Consider the following 17,972-nt stretch of genomic DNA (forward strand, 5'->3'; position numbering starts at 1 on the left):
ATGGGGAGACTGGCCAGAGCTATACAGAAATACTGATAAAACCGAAGCCACGGAGATAGTAATCATCGACAGTCAAATGAATTACCGAGGAAAACTTGACACTTACCCCAAAGGGCGCTCCATTTGACTATTTCCCTCTATGAGCTATATAATAAGTACTAACTATATAAAAAATGATGATGGTTCATTATTTTTGTGGAAGGTGAAAATATGCGTGAAAAGTACGTTCCTCAGCAGATTGAGAAAAAATGGCAGAAAATCTGGGAGGATACCAAAGCATTTGAGACCCATTCGGATCCCTCTAAGAAAAAATATTATGTGCTGGAGATGTTCCCATACCCCTCCGGCAATCTTCATATGGGACATGTAAGAAACTATTCCATCGGCGATGTGGTGGCCCGTTTCAAAAAGATGCAGGGCTTTAATGTGATTCATCCCATGGGATTTGATGCCTTCGGCATGCCTGCAGAAAATGCAGCTATCAAACATGGCATTCCGCCGGCTGAATGGACCTATTCCAATATTGACAACATGACCCGCCAGCAGAAGGAACTGGGCCTGTCCTATGACTGGGACAGGAAGGTTCTGACCTGCGGCGAAGACTATTACAAGCACACCCAGAAGCTCTTTGAAATTTTCTACAAGAGAGGCCTGGCTTACAAGAAGGAAGCCAAGGTCAACTGGTGCGACACCTGCCACACCGTACTGGCCAATGAACAGGTAGAAGAAGGCCGCTGCTGGAGATGTAAGAATCCGGTGGTGAAGAAGGACCTGTCCCAGTGGTTCCTGAAAATTACGGACTACGCTGACCGCCTCCTGGCTGATCTGGACCATATGCCCGGCTGGCCGGAAAGGGTAAAGACCATGCAGAGAAACTGGATCGGCCGTTCCACCGGCACCCAGTTCTCCTTCAAGGTGGAAGGCATGGACGATTCCATTCCCGTATACACCACCCGTGTGGATACGGTGTACGGCGTAACCTACATGGTACTGGCACCGGAACATCCGCTGGTTGAAAAACTCATTGCCGGAAATCCGGAAAAGGATAAACTGGAAGCTTTCATTACGGAAATGAGAAACCAGAACGACATCGTCCGCACAGCGGAAGATGCGCCGAAGCTGGGCATGTTCACCGGCAGCTACGCCATCCATCCTCTCACCGGGGAAAGGGTTCCCATCTGGATTGCCAACTACGTCCTCTATGAATACGGCACCGGCGCCGTCATGGCTGTTCCGACCCATGACCAGCGCGACTTTGAATTTGCAAAGAAATACCATCTGCCCATGAAACTGGTGGTGCAGAACAAGGCAAAGAGCCTTACCCTGGAAGATATGGACAAGGCTTATGACGCCGACGGTTACCTGGTAAACTCCGGCGAATTTGACGGCCTCACCTCTGCAGAAGGCAGGGAAGCCATTACAAAGAAATTTGAAGACATGGGCATTGGCGAAGGCAAAGTCAACTACCGCCTCCGGGATTGGCTCATTTCCCGTCAGCGCTACTGGGGCTGCCCCATTCCGATTATCCACTGCCCCCACTGCGGCAATGTGCTGGTACCGGAAGAAGACCTGCCGGTGAAACTGCCGACGGATGTCAATTTCGTAGCCGGCGCTACCTCCCCGCTGGAAACCAGTGAAACTTTCCTCCATGTGAAGTGCCCCCAGTGCGGCGCCGACGCTACTCGTGAAACGGATACCATGGATACCTTCATTGATTCCTCCTGGTACTACCTCCGCTACTGCGATCCCCACAATGAAAAGGAACCTTTTGATAAGAACAAGGCTAACTACTGGATGCCTGTAGACCAGTACATTGGCGGTATCGAACACGCCATTCTCCATCTGCTCTACTCCCGTTTCTTCATGAAAGTCCTGCAGGACGAAGGCATGGTGGACTACCCCGAACCCTTCACCAACCTCCTCTGCCAGGGCATGGTGCTGAAGGACGGCGGCAAGATGAGTAAATCCGTAGGCAACGTAGTATCCCCTGAAGAAATCGTAGGAAAGTACGGCGCCGACACCGCCCGCCTCTTCATCCTCTTCGCAGCGCCTCCGGAAAAGGATCTGGAATGGTCCGACCAGGGCGTGGAAGGCTCCTACCGCTTCCTGAAGAGAGTATGGGCTATTACCGGCAAATACCAGGACCTGGCCAAGGAAAACAAAGGAAAGCTTACGGAAGATGAAACAGCTCTCCGCAGAAGACTGCACCAGACCATTTCAAAGGTTACCGAAGACCTGGACGGCAAATTTGCCTTCAATACCGCCATTTCCTCCATTATGGAACTGGTGAATGACATGTACCGCTTCGTAGAAAGCCATGAGGCCATCGAAGAAAACCTGGCCTGTGAACTTCTCCGGAACCTCCTCATCCTGCTGGCTCCCTTCGTTCCTCACATTACAGAAGAACTGTGGCAGGGACTGGGCGAAAAGGAAAAGAGCGTTCACGAAGCATCCTGGCCAGCCTGCGACGCCTCCGCTCTCGTGGTGGATGAAGTGGCGCTGGGCGTACAGGTCAACGGCAAAGTCCGTGCTTCCATCACCGTCCCTGTAGCCATGAGCCGCGAAGAAATCGGCGAGAAAGCAAAGGAACTGCCGGAAGTGAAGAAATTCACCGATGGAAAGACCATTGTAAAAGTTATCGTAGTGCCGAAACGTATCGTGAATATCGTAGTAAAATAAAACATCAAAAAGCCGGTGGCCAAGGCCATCGGCTTTTTCGTTTCCTGGTGCTGTGAATGAATCAGTGCTTCCCTAGATCCAGAATATCCATATCAGGCCGGAGGGGAAGCACGTAACGCAGGCTCCTTTCTCAGAAAGGAGCTGGGCGACAGCTCTGAGGATAGGTCTGAAGCCTGACTACAAAAGCACCGTCTTTTTTTGATGTATGCGGCAATGGATTCAGCACAACTTTTGAGGAAGAATTATCCTGCTGGCTGTTGTCCACTGTGCACCGCAGGGTGTGTCCATAGCTGCAGCCACCTTTTTTATGGCTGTGATACAATAAAGAAAACAGATTTTCACATAAAGGTAAAGGAGTGATTTCCATGCATATAACCTGTGAAGGCAGAAGTTTTGATTTTTTTGACGGCGCCTCGCCCCAGAACCTGTGGAACATGGTGAGGGGGGAGAGAGGCAGAAATGACGCTGTGCTGGCAGACTGCGACGGGGATATTCTCGATTTCCAGACCCCCTTTACAAAAGACGGCACCGTGCGCTGGATACCCCTCTCCTCGAAGCAGGCCTACCAGGCCTACCGCCGCACCGCCATCATGCTTCTTGTATGCGGCGTGAAAGAAATATACGGTGACAAAGCGGATGTCAAAGTGAAGCACTCCCTGGGAAAATCCATTTACTGCGAATTCAAGGACGGACACACCCCTCTGCAGAAGGAACTTTCCATTCTGGAGGATCGGATGAAAGCCATTGTTTCTGAGCGGAGAAAAATCACAAAGCTGGTGGTAGGCAGAAACAGGGCCATTGCCTTTCTCCGCATGAAAGGACGCACAGAAGATGCGGAACTTCTTTCCCAGCTCGATTTCTCCGAACTGGATGTAGACCAGTGCGGAGGCCTCATTGACTACTACTTCGGCCCCATGCTGCCGGACATGGGTTTCATCACCGCCTTTGCCCTCCATTCCTATGCCCCCGGCTTTCTGCTCCAGATTCCAGGCCCCGGAGAAACAGAGCTTACCCCCGGTAAGGATGATCCTCTTTACGCCCGGGTATTTCTGGAATCCCAGAACTGGAGCGAACTCATCGGCTGCCATAACCTGGAAGAACTGAACCGGGCCATCGACACAGGCCGTATCTATGACCTGGTGGCCACTGCCGAAGCACTGCAGGAAAAGAAAATGGCGGAACTGGCGGACACCATCTGCCGGCAGAAGCCGCCTATCCGTCTGGTGTGCATGGCAGGGCCTTCCTCCTCCGGCAAAACCACCTTTATGAAAAGGCTCATCGTCCATCTCTGGGTAAACGGCGTAAGGCCTGTCATGCTCTCCTTGGACGACTATTTCCGGAACCGGGATGAAATGGGAAATGAAAACTGGGAAAATCTGGAAGCGTTGGACCTCACCCTTTTTGAAGACACCGTCTCCGCCCTGCTGGAAGGAAGAGAAGTCCGCCTGCCCCGGTTCAATTTCATCACCGGAAAAAAAGAATGGGACGAAAAGCCCATCCGCCTGGGGAAGGGACAGCCCATCCTGGTGGAAGGTCTCCATGCCCTGAATCCGAAGCTCACCTACTTCGTTCCCGGATACCAGTGCATCCGGGTCTACCTCTCCGCCCTGACCCAGCTTACCATCAACGACCATAACCGCATTTCCACCTCCGACAGCCGCCTTCTCCGCCGCCTGGTGCGGGACTACCAGTTCCGCGGCAACGGCCCGGAACATACCCTCATGGTATGGGACAATGTAAGAAGGGGAGAAGAAAGAAATATCTTCCAGTACCAGGACCGGGCCAACGTGGTTTTCAATACCGCCCTCCTGTATGAAATCCCCGTACTGAAAAAACTGGCAAGACCACTTCTGGAAGGCATAAAAAGAGACAGCCCCGCCTACTCTGAAGCCAGAAGAATGCTCTCCTTCCTCATGCCTTTCAGAGAACTGGACGCCTCCATCGTGCCGGGAGAGTCCCTCCTTCGGGAATTTGTAGGATATAAAGGGCTGGGAAAATCCTTCCTGAATCGCTGACTGCTGATTTTCTGCGGTTTTCAGTCATTCTCCATCAGTGGGGCTGCAAAAGGAAAGACATCTCAATTTCTTGTTTTTCTTTGAGGCGGCAGAGGAATGGAATGCCCATCAGCAAAGTGGATTCGTAAGAAAATTAAGAATCCCGCAAGTCTGTCATAGTCATGCTGCAGGAAGATGTAAGGTGCGTATGCTCAATAGAATATGCAGGGCAGAAGCGGGAAAGGGTGTACGAGGCTGAAAGACGAAAAGATGCCTGTAGATGTGGCTGCTAAAAGGTCTTTAAAAAAAATTTGAAATTTTTTTCTTCAGAGGGGTAAAAAATTCGAATCTTCTGCGATATTAGTATCAGAGGAATGAAAAAGTACTCATGAGATGATGAACCCCATTTTCCAAATGCTTTTTCCACATCCGCGGTAGAGGAGAAGGTAGGGAGAAGGGAAACATCAGGAAATTTCACTTTTCAACCTCCCTTCTTCTAAGGCCGGCCGGCAATAGACAGAAGACAATGCAAAAAAATAGAAGACAGAAAAGCAATAAGGAAGAGCGCTCGCAGAACTTTCCTCTCTCTGACGACATGATCTGAGCAGCACCCATGAAAATGGGAGGGCCAAGGCGCAGACGCCTGATTCATTGGTTGAATTTATCTGGAGACTCCCCTGATAGGCTTTTCTGTCTTTTGGCGTGGCTTTGCACAAAGCAGACTGTCCTATTTGCATAAAGTCTCTGTTTCATATATAATAGGTTTAAGAACGATAAAATTCGATATAAGAGGAGGAAGAAATATGGATATGGTTGATGTACTGGTTATCGGGGCAGGCCCTGCGGGGCTGAATGCAGCGCTCTATGCGGCCCGGAAGGAGCTGACGGTCAAGGTGGTGACTACCGATATTGGAGGCCAGATGCTCTTAACAAATGAAATCGAAAATTATCTGGGGTTTCCGTCTATTTCCGGCTTTGAGCTGGCTGACAAGATGGAGGCCCATGTGAAGCAGTATCCGGTGGAATTCGTCTATGCCGGTGTGAAGTCTCTGGTGAAGGAGGCGGACGGTACCTTCACCGCTCATCTGGATGACGGAAGCGAACTTCATGGAAAGACCTGCATTGTGACAGCAGGGAAGCACAGCCGTACTCTGGATATTCCCGGAGAAAAGGAATATACCGGTCGAGGCGTGAGCTACTGCGCTACCTGTGATGGGCCATTCTACCGCAAGAAAACAGTGGCTATTGTGGGCGGCGGAGACAGTGCGGTACAGGCTGCCATTGAGCTGGCAAAACTCTGCCCCACGGTATACCTTCTGGTGCGGAGCCGTATCCGGGCTCAGGAAATTCTGGTCAAACGCATGAAAGAGCTGGAGAATGTGAAGGTACATATGGGATATACGCCGGAGGAAGTTAAAGGGGACAAGAAGGTACAGGGTCTTGTGATTAAAAATAAGGCTGATGGAAAGACAGAAGAACTTTCTGTGGATGGTGTTTTTGTAGAAGCTGGCGGTATTCCGAACAATTCCTATCTTCCTTCCGATGTCAAAGTCAATTCTCTGGGAGAAATCATGACTAATAAGGAAGGGGAAACCAATGTAGATGGCCTTTTTGCAGCGGGGGATGTGACTGACTGCAGGAATAAGCAGGTCATTATTGCAGCAGGAGAGGGGGCGGCAGCTGCGCTGGCAGCCCATGAGTACCTGCTCCGCAGCGGATTATGAGAGTCACGAAAAAGGTGAAGGCGGAGCAGCTGCGCCGTCTGGCAGAGGTGTATAAGAATGACGGCACCATGCTCCATTTCACAAGCCCTTTTACTCTGCTGGTGGCGGTCATCCTTTCCGCCCAGTGCACTGATAAAAGGGTAAACATCATCACCGACCGCCTATTTCCAAGGCTGGATACGCCGGCGAAAATGGCAGCTCTTACACAGAGCCAGCTGGAAACGGAAATCCATGACTGCGGCCTCTATAAAGCTAAGGCAAAGAATCTTCTGGGTATGTGCCATATGCTCCTTTCCGATTATCATGGAGAGGTGCCGGAGGATTTCGATGATCTGGTGAAACTGCCCGGCGTAGGAAGGAAAACGGCCAATGTGGTAAGGAGCGTAGCTTTCGGCTATCCTGCCATTGCTGTGGATACCCATGTATTCCGGGTATCCAACCGTTTGAAGCTGGCGGAGGGAACAACGCCCTTGGAAGTGGAAAAAGGTCTCCAGAAGGCTATCCCGAAAAAGGACTGGTCTTCCGCCCATCACTGGCTTATCTGGCATGGAAGACGGGTGTGCCACGCCAGGAAACCGGACTGCGAGACCTGCTTCCTGCAGAACGTGTGCCCTTCCTGTACGGTGAAGGTAACCCCCTGGAAACCGGAGTGATAGGGCATGTGGACACGCCTTCGGTGTGAGGGTGCAAAGGGTGCAAAGGGTGCAGAAGGTTCAAAGGGTTGTGGTGGGCGCCCTTCAGAAAAAAAGGGGCGCCAGTATGTATAAAACAACTTTAGTGAGCTAGTGAGCTAGTGGCTGGTGGCTGGGGAGCGCCTGACGGCGCGGCTCCGCCGACTGGTAGTTAATAGCATTTCTGTCACTTGCTTTTCTTACCGAGATCCTTCGCTTTGCTCAGGATGATGAGTGTCCGGTGGGAAGAAATCGAGGCAGCACTGGTCATGGGATGGCCCCTTGACTCTGTCATTCTGAACGCAGTGAAGAATCTCGGTGCGTGGCGAGGATGACGTCATTGGAATTCATGCAGGGGCCTGGTACTTCGCCCTTCCCACCGACTGGTATTTACTATCGATTAGCTCATAAGTGTCTTGTACCGAGATTCTTCGCCTACGGCTCAGAATGACGATGAGGGCGGGAAGGAATTCCCGTAACGCTGATTTTATACTCATCGCTCGTAAGGGCGATACCACCACCTTCAGCGGCAAAGCCGCTGTCGCCCCCTGAGCGAAGCGAAACACAACCCNNGCCGCCGACAGGCGGCCACAACCCTCGGCCCGAAGGGCCGTCAACCTTCCCTTCTGAACCCTCTGAACCTTCTGAACCCGAGCGCCGAAAGGCGCTTGAACCCTCAAGCCCGCAGGGCTTGTCCATAAGGCCCCTCTTACAAATTCACCTGGTAGGTGAGCACTGCGTCAATGGCGGACACCGCATTTTCCCAGGCAGTGATGGTGTCCTTCATTTCATGTTCGTAGAATTCATCATCAATGTATTTCATATTGATTTTTACATTAATGATGGAAGCGTGAATGCAGGCGATGGCGCCCTGGGCGGCCATGATGGAGTCGCTTAAGGCGTTTTGGTTTCCCTTCAGCAGCAGATTGGTAAAGCTGGGGAGAAGGTCGCTCATGGTCTGGGCCATCTGCCGGGGTACGGAAATGGCCTTTTTGAAGGCCTCCAGCTGCTTTTCCTGCCGCTCTTCCATGGGAAGGTTCCTGATGGATCGGAGGGTTTCCATGAGCTCTATGAAATTGGCGGCGTCCTCGTCCATGAGATCCAGGAAAATGGAACGGGCCATATTGAATACAGAGGCATATTCCTTTGCCTTTTCATGAAACTGGGCGTAGTTCTTATTGGATTCGGTGAGATGACACACCATCTCCGCCAGCGCGCAGGCCTGGGCGCCCAGAAGCCCTGCTGCCGCCCCGCCGCCGGGGGCAGGGGACCGGCTTCCCAGATCATCCAGAAATTCATCAATCGTTCTTTCACGGAAAGCTTTCTTTTCCATACACATGCACCTCGATTGTCAGATTTTCCACAGGCCAGAGCCCGGTGGTTTGCTTATTATTATACACGGAAATGGGGAAACGATTTGCAAAAAGTTTCCTGCCCCGATGAAACGCAATGGTGCCATGTCGGACAGGAAACTGCAGCGCGCAAAGCGCAGCTGCCATTGCCCCCAAAAAAGAATTTCTTGACGGGCCCATGGGGATGTGATACAATAAACAACGTCATATGACGCCTGTCATATGACTCTATATGTGGCGGGTGTGGTGAAGCGGCTAACACGGCGGATTGTGGCTCCGTTATGCGTGGGTTCGAGCCCCACCACTCGCCCCATTTTTTTTTACCCAAAATCCGGAAAAGGCATGAAGAAATTCACCGGTTCCTTTATATGGGGGTATCGCCAAGCGGTAAGGCAACGGACTTTGACTCCGTTATCGGTGGTCCGACTCCACCTACCCCTGCCAGTCCATGGATCCTGCAGATGAATGTCTGCAGGATTTTTGCTTGGGGAAAATGGGGACAGCTGACCGCTTACATTTTATCGCAGCGCTCCCTGGTTGCCCCATATGGCACGGGGCCCAGGCAGAATGACTTGTCCGGCCGAAAGTCCCGTAATACCGGCTTCATGCGTATCGCCCGATAGTGCGATACCACAACCCTCTGAACCCTTTGAACCCTCACGCTGCAAGCGTGTCTTTTTCACAATCCTTCTCCGCAACCTGCGGCGAAGCCGCAGCCCCTTCTGCGCCCAAAGGGCGCAGAACCCTCTGAACTCTCTAAAAATCGCCTCTTCCAACTCCATAGAGGGCATAAGTAATAGAAATGATTTATGATAATCATAAACTAAATTTTATAGGTTATTTTTCATCTTCTTCAAGGTGTATTATTTATTTCTTCCATGCATTGTGTTAGAATAAAACTGTCAAGCGATGTGGTGTTTCTTCATCGGGGACGTCGTGATTACACATTCCGCATTTCCGGAAAAGGAAGGGTCCGGAGGAACGCGGTCCCTCATTCCCAATGAAAATCTACGACCCGTTTCAGGGCAGTGAGAGGAGTTCAGGTTTCATGACTACATTTCAATTCTATCTAGCCGTCATTATCTTCTGTCTCACCTATGTGGGAATCATGTCTGAGAAATTCCCGAGAACCATCTGCGCGCTGGTTGGCGGCGGCGCGATGATTTATGCGGGGTATGTAACACAGTCCGAGGCCTTTGAGAGATTTATTGACTGGAATACCCTGGGCCTTCTGGCAGGCATGATGATTCTGATTTCCGTAGTAAAGAAATCCGGTTTCTTCCGGGTGCTGGCCCTATGGGCCATGAAGGAGTCCAAGGGGTCTCCGCGGGAGCTTCTGGTTCTTCTTTCCTGTGTAACCGCCGTAGGGGCATCCCTTATTGATTCCGTCACCGCAGCCCTTCTGATCGCTCCTATGACCATTTCCCTCTGCCGTATGCTGAAGATTTCTCCTGTACCGGTTCTGGTTTCTGAAATCCTTATGTGCAACGTAGGCGGTACGGCGCTCATGATCGGCAACCCGCCGAACGTTATGATCGGTTCTGCTACCCATTTGGATTTCAATGACTTCCTTATCAATCTGGCTCCGGTAGTTGTGATTACCATTGTGGCTACCCTGATCGGCATTCTCTTTATTTTCCGTAAGGAGCTGCCGCATGGACACCTTCCCAAGGAACAGATCGATGCCATTGATATTATGTCCGCTGTGGAAGACAAGATGATCTTCAAGCGGTCCCTCATCGTACTTGGTCTTACTATCGTAGGCTTCGTTCTTCATTCCCGCTTCGGACTGCAGTCCGCTACCATCGCCATGACCGGCGGCGTAGTTGCTATGCTGGCCTGCCATGTGAATCCGGAAGAAGCGATGAAGGAAGTGGATCTGGATACCCTGTTCTTCTTCATGGGCCTCTTCATCCTGGTAGGCGGCATGGAAAATGCCGGCGTTATTACCGCCATCGCATCCTGGGGCGTGGCTCTGGCCAACGGGGACAATCACCTCATTACCTACATGATTCTGTGGCTCTCCGGTGTGGCTTCCGCCTTCATCGACAACATCCCCTTCACCGCAACTATGATTCCTCTGATTAAGGATATGCAGGCCCTCATGAATCTGCCTCATGCAGACTATATGTGGTGGGCTCTGGCTACCGGCGCCTGCTTCGGCGGCAACGGTACCATGATCGGTGCTTCCCCGAACGTTATCATGGTAGCTATTGCAGCAAAGGAAGGACATAACATTTCCTTCGGCACCTTCATGAAATGGTGCTTCCCGCTGATGATTATGTCCCTGATCGTGTCCAGCGTATACATCGAAGTCCGCTACTTCATGCTGGGCGGTATGTAATCTGTAAGAGGGCTTACCTTTATATAATCCACCGGAAAAGACCTGCCATGGGGCAGGCCTTTTCTTATGGGAAAATGGAAATAATTGTACCCTATCAATGAAATTGGATTGACAAAAAAACAGGCGTGTTATAAAATAGACAAAAACAGATTTAAATGTGTCGATTCGTGCTGCCCGGGCAGATGCGGAGGAAAGACAGTTTACATCTATGCCTGTATAATAAAACGATAAACTATCTATTTAGAAAAGGGGTTAATCATGGATTTCCAGCCAAGTTATAAGGAGTTTGCCACTATTTTCAAAGCGCTTTCCGACGAGACCCGTCTCCGGGTAGTGGATATGCTGTCCTGCCGCGAAATGTCCGCCTGCGATATTCTGTCCAATTTCACGCTTTCCCAGTCCACTCTGTCCTACCATATGAAGATTCTCATCGAAGCTAAAGTGGTCAATGCCAGAAGAGAAGGTCTCTGGACCAAGTATTCCATTAATGATGATACATTCAACAAGCTCATGGAATTCATTCCGGAACTTTACAAAATGAAGGATAAGTGCGTCTGCGAGCAGATTAAGTACGTGAAAGTCCAGCCCCAGCAGGTGGGAGGAAAAGACGAATTCGGCAACTGATGATATGTGTACCGCATAAAAAAAACAGTCCTCGGGGGACTGCTTTTTTTATGCGATTTCGGCGGGCGGCTGTATTCCCGAAGGTTGATGTGCACATCCTGCATAGGATGTGCAAGTCGGCCGAAGTTGGCCCTTAGCCTGCCCATAAAAGGGCCTTCCATTTAGTCGGCCGACCGTGGTCTTTCGCGGCGCGAGGGTTGAGCCAGCCGCCGGGCTGACGCCCTGGGCTGGCAGGGTTCTGCCTGTGATCGGCTTCGCCTTACAGGCGGGCTCCGGGCTCCCGCCCTCGGGAGTTATGTAGTATCGCTGCGCTGGCGATGTGGGCGCCTTTCGGCGCCATGATAAATACCGCCTAACGGCGGAAACTGCCGCGAAGCGGCTTACAAAATGGCGCCGTAAGGCGCCGTACCTCGCCAACGCAGTGGTACTATATAACTCCCTGGGTCGAAGGCCCTGAACCCATCCGGGAGGCGTCAGCCGGTCCCGGATAGAACCCTTGGGGCCCAGGGCCAAAGGCCCGGCGGCGCCATCAACCCTCACGCCCGTAAGGGCGTGTCAACCTTCGGGAATACAGGAAAGCACCGTCCCGATCCCAACCGCGCCGAAAGGCGCCTGAATCATCAAGCCTCAAATACGATTTCTAAAGGAGACCTTTATGACTGATACCATCGAACAAGCACAGCAGTTTCTTCTGACAGGCGATTTCTCCGCCTCCCTGGCCACGTATAACCGTATATACAATGATTCTGACAGTGATGAAGACAGAGGCACCGCCGCTGCCATGCTGTCCCATATGTATGGATGCGGTATGACAGGGGCGATAGATGACCGGTTGGCCGACGATTTCCTGGCCAAAGCCATCAGGCTCGAAAGTCCTTTGGGCCTCTTTCTGGTAGAATCCAAAGACCCCGATATTTCATCAGCTGCCTTTGAAAGGCTGGTGAAAAAGCTGAAAAAGCTGGCAGATCAGGGAAGTACCTTGGCCATGATAGAGATGGGACTCATGTTTGAATATGGCTACCACCGGAGGGTGAATCTGAAAAAAGCGCTGGCATGGTACGAAAAGGCCGCATCTCTGGGCCATGCAGATGCCATGGTAAAGGCCGGATGGATTTGGGAGAGTCACAGCTTCAAGGACCATGATGACCATAAGGCTTTTCTCTGGTATTTGAAAAGTGCGGCCATGGCCTATGGAAACGGCGAATGCCAGCTGGGCTTCTGCTATCGTGATGGCATCGGTACTGGGAAGGATATGGATCGGGCCCTTATCTGCCTTGAAAAAGCAGCGTCCCATGGCTCTGCCGAAGCAGCCATGCTGCTCTATGAAATCTATTCCGGTGAAGGGGCAGAAGGGGAAGAAGAACTTGAGCTCCGCGATAAGGAAAAGAGCTTTTCCTATTTGAAGATGGCCGCCAAGCAGGGGGAAAGCGAAGCTCTCATGCGTCTGGGGCATATGTATTATCAGGGAGAAGGGACAGAGGCGGATACAGGAAAAGCGATTGAGTGCTATGAGAAAGCCTGGAACGCTGGAAATCCCATGGCCGGTACCATGCTGGGTCTCATTTACATCTATGGCTTTGACGATGAGGAAAGTGCAAAAAAGGGGATTTCCTACTTTTATCAGGCAGGCCAGGAAGGGGACATTAGTGCATTCCGGGAAATCGCTCTTTGCATCCTTTATGGCCGGCGTATACCAAAGGACGAATCCCAGGGACTTGCCATACTGAAAAAGCTGGCAGAAGAAAATGAGCCCCTCAGCATTACGGCTCTGGGCAACTGGTATATGAATCAGAAAGAGCTGGACAAAGCCCTGCCATACTTCCGCAAAGCAGCGGACCTGGGCGAACCGAATGCGGAATTTGCCCTGGGATACTGCTACTTCTCCGGCACCGGAGTTCCCAGAAATTTAAGGAAAGCCCAGGAACTTTTTCAGCGGGCCGCCCTCAAAGGACAGAAAGAAGCGGAAAAAGAACTGAGGACGCATTTTGGATAAACAGTTTCCTGTCGGCAAGAGACACAATAGTGCCACGCCGCTTCGTCATTTCGAGCGGAGTCGAGAAATCTCCCGTCGAATAGTTTCCTGTCGGTATGAACCACAATGGCGTCAAGCCGAGTAGGAAACTTTTCGCCAATAGTTTCCTGCCGGCAAGAAACAGCACAGCGTATCATCTCAATAGGAAACCCTTCGCAAACAGTTTCCTGTCGGCAAGAGACACAATAGTGCCACGCCGCTTCGTCATTTCGAGCGGAGTCGAGAAATCTCCCGGCCAACAGTTTCCTGTCGGCAAGAAACACCACAGCGTATCATCTCAATAGGAAACTATTCGCCAACAGTTTCCTGTCGGTATAAACCACAATAGTACCAAGCCGTACAGGAAACTTCTTATTTCCGGAAAGGAGCCAAATCATGACAGAAGGAGAAAGTCTGTTTTTACAGGGGAAAATTGATGAAGCCTATGAAGAACTGCAGAAGGAAAAGACCGGCCGGGCCTTCTACCTTTTAGGTCTTATAGAGCGGGAAGGCTACGGTCACAGGAAGGCGGACGAAGAGAAGAGCCGCCGTTTCTTTGAAGAAGGAAAGAAACTGGGAGACCCTCTCTGCGGCATTTCCCTTTTCCAGGGAGAAACGGGGAAAGCTATGTGGGACACGGTGAACCAGGATTTTTCCCGGGTCCTTCTCATGGCTAACCAGGGGGACGTGCTGGCCATGGACGAAGCAGGCCTCTCCTACATGGGAAACGGCATGATTCTGGACTACGAAGAAGGGGTGAAATGGTTGGCCAAGGGCGCCTTCTACGAATACTGGAAAGCCCTCTACGACCTGGGCATGTTCTACTATGGGCATAATATCAATGATGAAAGGGAAGCAAAAGCCATTGCCTGTTTCTCAAAGGCCGCAGAATTCCGTGACAGCGAAAGCGAATACATGCTGGGCCTCATGCTGGCCGTAAAGGCAAAGGGGGAAGAAGAACTGGAAGAACCGGTTTCCTGGATGGAAAAATCCTGGGAACATGGAAACGAAGGCGCCGCCCTCTTTTTGGGAAAACTGTACGAAGGAACCATTGATACGGCCGGTGAAACAGACCCCATGCCGGAAAAGGCAAGAGCCTGGTTTGAAAAAGCGGCGACCAAAGGAAATGGGGAAGCCCTGGCAGAACTGGCCTTCTTCTATGAAAACGGCGTTACCGTACCTAAAGACAGCAAAAAGGCGGCAAACCTTCTGAAAGACGCCGTGGGCTATGGCTGCGACGAAGCCCTTTTCTCCCTGGCCCTTCATTACCTGGACGAAGGAAAAGAGGACGAGGCCCTGCCATACATGGAAGCCGCCGCAGCCAAAGGGGAAGAGAGGGCCCTCTACCTGGCAGGCATGATGTACCTCCAGGGAAGAGGTACGGAACCGGACCGCCGGAAAGCCATAGACTACCTGAAAGAAGCAGCAGACCACGGCTCCGAAGAAGCGGTGGAAGAATTGCAGAAACAGGGGAGATATTTTATTTAGTGTACTAGTGATCTAGTGTACTAGTGATCTAGTGGGCTAGTGATCTAGTGTATTGGTGAGCTGGTGGGGCGGATGTCCTCTATTGGCTCTCCGCTGCCTGCTGCTCTCCATGCCCTTGCGCCCCTTGAGTCGGAGACCCTGCATAGGGGTCTCCGAGTCAGTCGAAGTTGGCCCTCATCCTGCACATAAAAGGACTTTCCTATGAATCGCCCGACCCATGCCGCAGGCGCGGTTGTTTGGTTTTCGCTGCTTCTGGCAGCGCTGCCGCCGACAGGCAGCAATAAATCTCATCGCCCCAAAGCGGCGATACCACTACCTTCAACCGCCGAAGGCGGCTGTCGCTCCCTGAGCGAAGCGAACACAACCTTTTTACATAACCTGCGGCGAAGCCGCGCCCCTTTTTTACACACTCCAGAGTTCATCAAGTGCTATAATAAAAACAATTTCCACGAGAAACGAGGAATCACAATGACTGAATTGGAAAATGCTGAAAAACTATTTCTTGCCTACAGGGTCAGGGCGGCTTACCCCCTCTTCCAAAAGCTGGCGGAGGAAGGAAGCAGCCGGGCCCTTTATTTCCTGGCCCTCTATGAGCAGTACTACCTGGGGGTGGCTCCCTTTGCTCCCAAAGAAGCCATCCAAAAGGCTTTGAAGGGAGCCCGGGCAGGGGACGGTCTCTGCGGCGTTTTCTGCATGCTCCATTTTGACCTTTTGAGTCATGAAGAATTCCATGAAATCATGGACGCGAAGGAAAAGTGGATTTCCGCCGCCAAAGAGGAAAGCGATGCCTTTGCCCTGGAAGCTTTGGGCTGCCTCAGCGTGATGCATGGGGAAGAAGAGGAAGAGGTGCATACAGGCCTCCATCTGCTGGAGGCCGCCGCCATGCAGGGGTACTGGAAGGCTTGGAATGACCTGGGCCAGTTCCATGACCGCCATGTGCAGGACAACAATCCTCTTCTCAAAAAATACGTGGACGATAAAAAGGCCATTTCCTGCTACCGGAAATCCATAGAAGCCGGCTATCCGGACAGCATGAACCGCCTGGCCTATTTCTACTACTTGGGAGACGGCATGGCGAAGGATGAAAAGGAAGGCATTCGCCTCTTTAAGAAAGCCTTTTCCAAAGGCCACCTGAAGGCAGGCACCGCCCTGGGCATGCTCTATCTCTTTGATGAAAAAGGGGGGAGCAAAAAAGAAGGCTTCCGGTATACGAAGAAGGCGGCCGAAGGGGGAGAGCCCACTGCCATGGGCAATCTGGCCAACTGCTACTACTATGGCAATGGCACGAAAAAAGACCGGCGCCTGGCCAAAGAATGGTATGGCAGAGCCTCCGATGCCGGCATGGACTCCTCCACCACTCAGCTGGGAGTCATGTACCATGAAGATGGACATGATGATAAAGCCTTTGCCCTTTTCAAAGAGGCCGCAGACCGGGGATTTCCGGAAGCTATGGGCTGGCTGGCCGCCTGCTATCAGTACGGTTATGGTACGGAGGTAAACAGTTTGGCCGCCGTGCAGTGGCTGGAAAAAGCGGCCTCCCTGGGAAGCCGGGAAGCAGAACAGGCCCTGCAGTATCTCTATAACGAAATTAAAGGAATGAAATCATGAAATCCCTGACTGGTAAAAATCCTGCGAAATTGATTATATCGGCCCTTCTGGCCCTGTCCTTTTCCCTTCCTGTTTCGGCAGAAGATGGGTCTATAGAAGACCAGCTCCTCCAGAGCGCCCTGGCTGCCGGCAGAGAAGAAGGGGCCCTTCCATCCCAGATGGAGGAAAAAGCGGGAGAGCAGGAAAAGCTCATCCTTCTTACCTGGCAGGAAGATCCGGAATCGGTGCGCTACGAAGTGGAAATTTTCCGGGGACTGCCGGAGAACCTGGACCGGAACAGCCCGGTGGAAAACCATCTGTACGATAACCAGCGCATTTATACGAACCAGGTCCTGGTGGACCTGTCCACCTTCCCGCCCGGAGAAGCACCCCTTTACTGGCGGGTGCGCCCCATTGACGCCAACTGGGAAGGCATGGGACCTTTCTCCTCGCCCATGGAAGTAAGAAGTACCATGAAGCCCATCACCAGGAACGCCCCCTATCCCCATGTGTATCGTCCGGGGAACGGCTCCACCCTTCTCTATCCCGTCTATTCCTATGCAGGAAATCCGGGCGCTGTAAAATATGAAGTGGAAGTGACGGACCAGTATCCGGAAAACAGGGACGGCACAGAACCTTCGAAATACCGGGTATTTTCCAAAGAAACCGCCCTGTCCAACGTATATGATGACAATCCGCGCATTGGCACCTTCTACTGGCGGGTCAGAGGCATGGACGAAAATGGAAATCCCCTGGGCATCTGGAGCCTACCGGAAAAGGTGAGAACCAATCCCGACGAACACTTCGAAGTGGGCATCTTCGGCGACAGCATTACCCAGGGCGGCGGCCACCTCTACCACAGCCCCGCCGACATGGCCTACAGCTACGTCACCTACCTGGACTTTCCCGCCGTCAATATGGGCAGGAGCGGCGACACCACCGAAATGATGGAAGACCGCTTCGACAGGGACGTACTGCCCTTCCATGTGAAGTACCTCCTCATCATGGGCGGTATCAACGACCTCCGCATGGGCGCCGACCCGGACAAGGTCATCCACCACCTGGAAGCCATCCGAAAGAAATGCATAGACCACCACATCGTCCCCATCCTTTTAACCATCGTTCCCATTAACCCGGAAAACATCCAGAAATATTACGGCGACGTCACCTACAGCGGCTGGAAAGAATCGGTAGACAAAGTCAACGCCTACATCCGCACCCAGCCCCATATCGACACAGCCGCCCCCTTCTCCGACTACCCCGTCATGCCGGGAGAACTGGCCATGGACGGCATCCACGGAGACTGGAACGCCAAGCAGATGATAGCCGGAGAAATCAATCGGCATATGGGAGAATTTATGAAATAGTGAGCTGGCGGCTTATGGACAAGCCCCTGTGGCGCGGTCGGGATCGGGACCGGGGCCGGGACCGGGATCTGAGCGGTGCTTTCCAGTATTCCCGAAGGTTGACGCCAGCTTTCGCGGGCGAGGGTTGATGG

Annotated in this window: 11 protein-coding genes and 2 tRNA genes; 12 read left to right on the forward strand and 1 reads right to left on the reverse strand. The window is 52.1% G+C overall.

The features are described from left to right. Nucleotides 1-210: 210 nt before the first annotated feature. The 4 genes from leuS to nth all read left to right on the forward strand — a co-directional run bounded on the left by leuS (nt 211) and on the right by nth (nt 7,050). Nucleotides 211-2,679 carry a leucine--tRNA ligase gene (gene leuS / locus B2Y11_RS04905; protein WP_291056898.1) on the forward strand — a complete coding sequence of 823 codons (2,469 nt, stop codon included), beginning with the start codon at nt 211-213 and terminating at the stop codon, nt 2,677-2,679. A 365-nt stretch (nt 2,680-3,044) separates the two neighbouring features. Continuing rightward, complete coding sequence (locus B2Y11_RS04910; RefSeq protein WP_291056899.1) at nt 3,045-4,694, forward strand: nucleoside kinase; 1,650 nt, start codon at nt 3,045-3,047, stop codon at nt 4,692-4,694. 782 nt (nt 4,695-5,476) lie between these two features. Next, nucleotides 5,477-6,397, forward strand: coding sequence for an NAD(P)/FAD-dependent oxidoreductase (locus B2Y11_RS04915; protein ID WP_291056901.1), 921 nt, complete (start codon nt 5,477-5,479; stop codon nt 6,395-6,397). After that, a complete protein-coding gene (gene nth, locus B2Y11_RS04920; protein WP_291056903.1) occupies nt 6,394-7,050 on the forward strand; it encodes an endonuclease III in 657 nt (218 codons plus the stop codon). The genes B2Y11_RS04915 and nth overlap by 4 nt, the downstream gene beginning before the upstream one ends. Nucleotides 7,051-7,777: 727 nt before the next feature. On the opposite strand, the gene B2Y11_RS04925 is transcribed toward nth, so the two are convergent. Further along, entirely contained in the window at nt 7,778-8,401 is a 624-nt protein-coding gene (locus B2Y11_RS04925) for a cyclodeaminase/cyclohydrolase family protein (RefSeq protein ID WP_291056905.1), read from the reverse strand. Between the two features lie 256 nt (nt 8,402-8,657). On the opposite strand from B2Y11_RS04925, the gene B2Y11_RS04930 reads away from it, so the two are divergent. The 8 genes from B2Y11_RS04930 (at nt 8,658) to B2Y11_RS04965 (ending at nt 17,841) form a co-directional block, all read left to right on the forward strand. Next, nucleotides 8,658-8,733 (forward strand) — tRNA-His (locus B2Y11_RS04930). 57 nt (nt 8,734-8,790) lie between these two features. Then, nucleotides 8,791-8,864: transfer RNA gene (locus B2Y11_RS04935), tRNA-Gln, on the forward strand. Between the two features lie 604 nt (nt 8,865-9,468). Continuing rightward, nucleotides 9,469-10,764 (forward strand): ArsB/NhaD family transporter, encoded by a 1,296-nt coding sequence (locus B2Y11_RS04940; RefSeq protein ID WP_291056907.1) that lies wholly within the window; start codon nt 9,469-9,471, stop codon nt 10,762-10,764. A 258-nt stretch (nt 10,765-11,022) separates the two neighbouring features. Then, nucleotides 11,023-11,388, forward strand: a complete 366-nt coding sequence (locus B2Y11_RS04945) for an ArsR/SmtB family transcription factor (RefSeq protein WP_291056909.1) — start codon at nt 11,023-11,025, stop codon at nt 11,386-11,388. 655 nt (nt 11,389-12,043) lie between these two features. Beyond that, entirely contained in the window at nt 12,044-13,381 is a 1,338-nt protein-coding gene (locus B2Y11_RS04950; RefSeq protein ID WP_291056911.1) for a tetratricopeptide repeat protein, read from the forward strand. A gap of 414 nt (nt 13,382-13,795) precedes the next feature. Then, nucleotides 13,796-14,887: a tetratricopeptide repeat protein gene (locus B2Y11_RS04955; protein ID WP_291056913.1), complete on the forward strand. Its 1,092-nt coding sequence runs from the start codon at nt 13,796-13,798 to the stop codon at nt 14,885-14,887. Nucleotides 14,888-15,355: 468 nt separating this feature from the next. Next, nucleotides 15,356-16,495: a tetratricopeptide repeat protein gene (locus B2Y11_RS04960; protein ID WP_291056915.1), complete on the forward strand. Its 1,140-nt coding sequence runs from the start codon at nt 15,356-15,358 to the stop codon at nt 16,493-16,495. Further along, nucleotides 16,492-17,841 (forward strand): SGNH/GDSL hydrolase family protein, encoded by a 1,350-nt coding sequence (locus B2Y11_RS04965; protein ID WP_291056917.1) that lies wholly within the window; start codon nt 16,492-16,494, stop codon nt 17,839-17,841. The genes B2Y11_RS04960 and B2Y11_RS04965 overlap by 4 nt, the downstream gene beginning before the upstream one ends. Nucleotides 17,842-17,972 lie beyond the last annotated feature (131 nt).

Origin of the sequence: Dialister sp. UBA1703 (genome assembly GCA_002320515.1) — a bacterium.
GTDB lineage: Bacteria > Bacillota > Negativicutes > Veillonellales > Dialisteraceae > Dialister.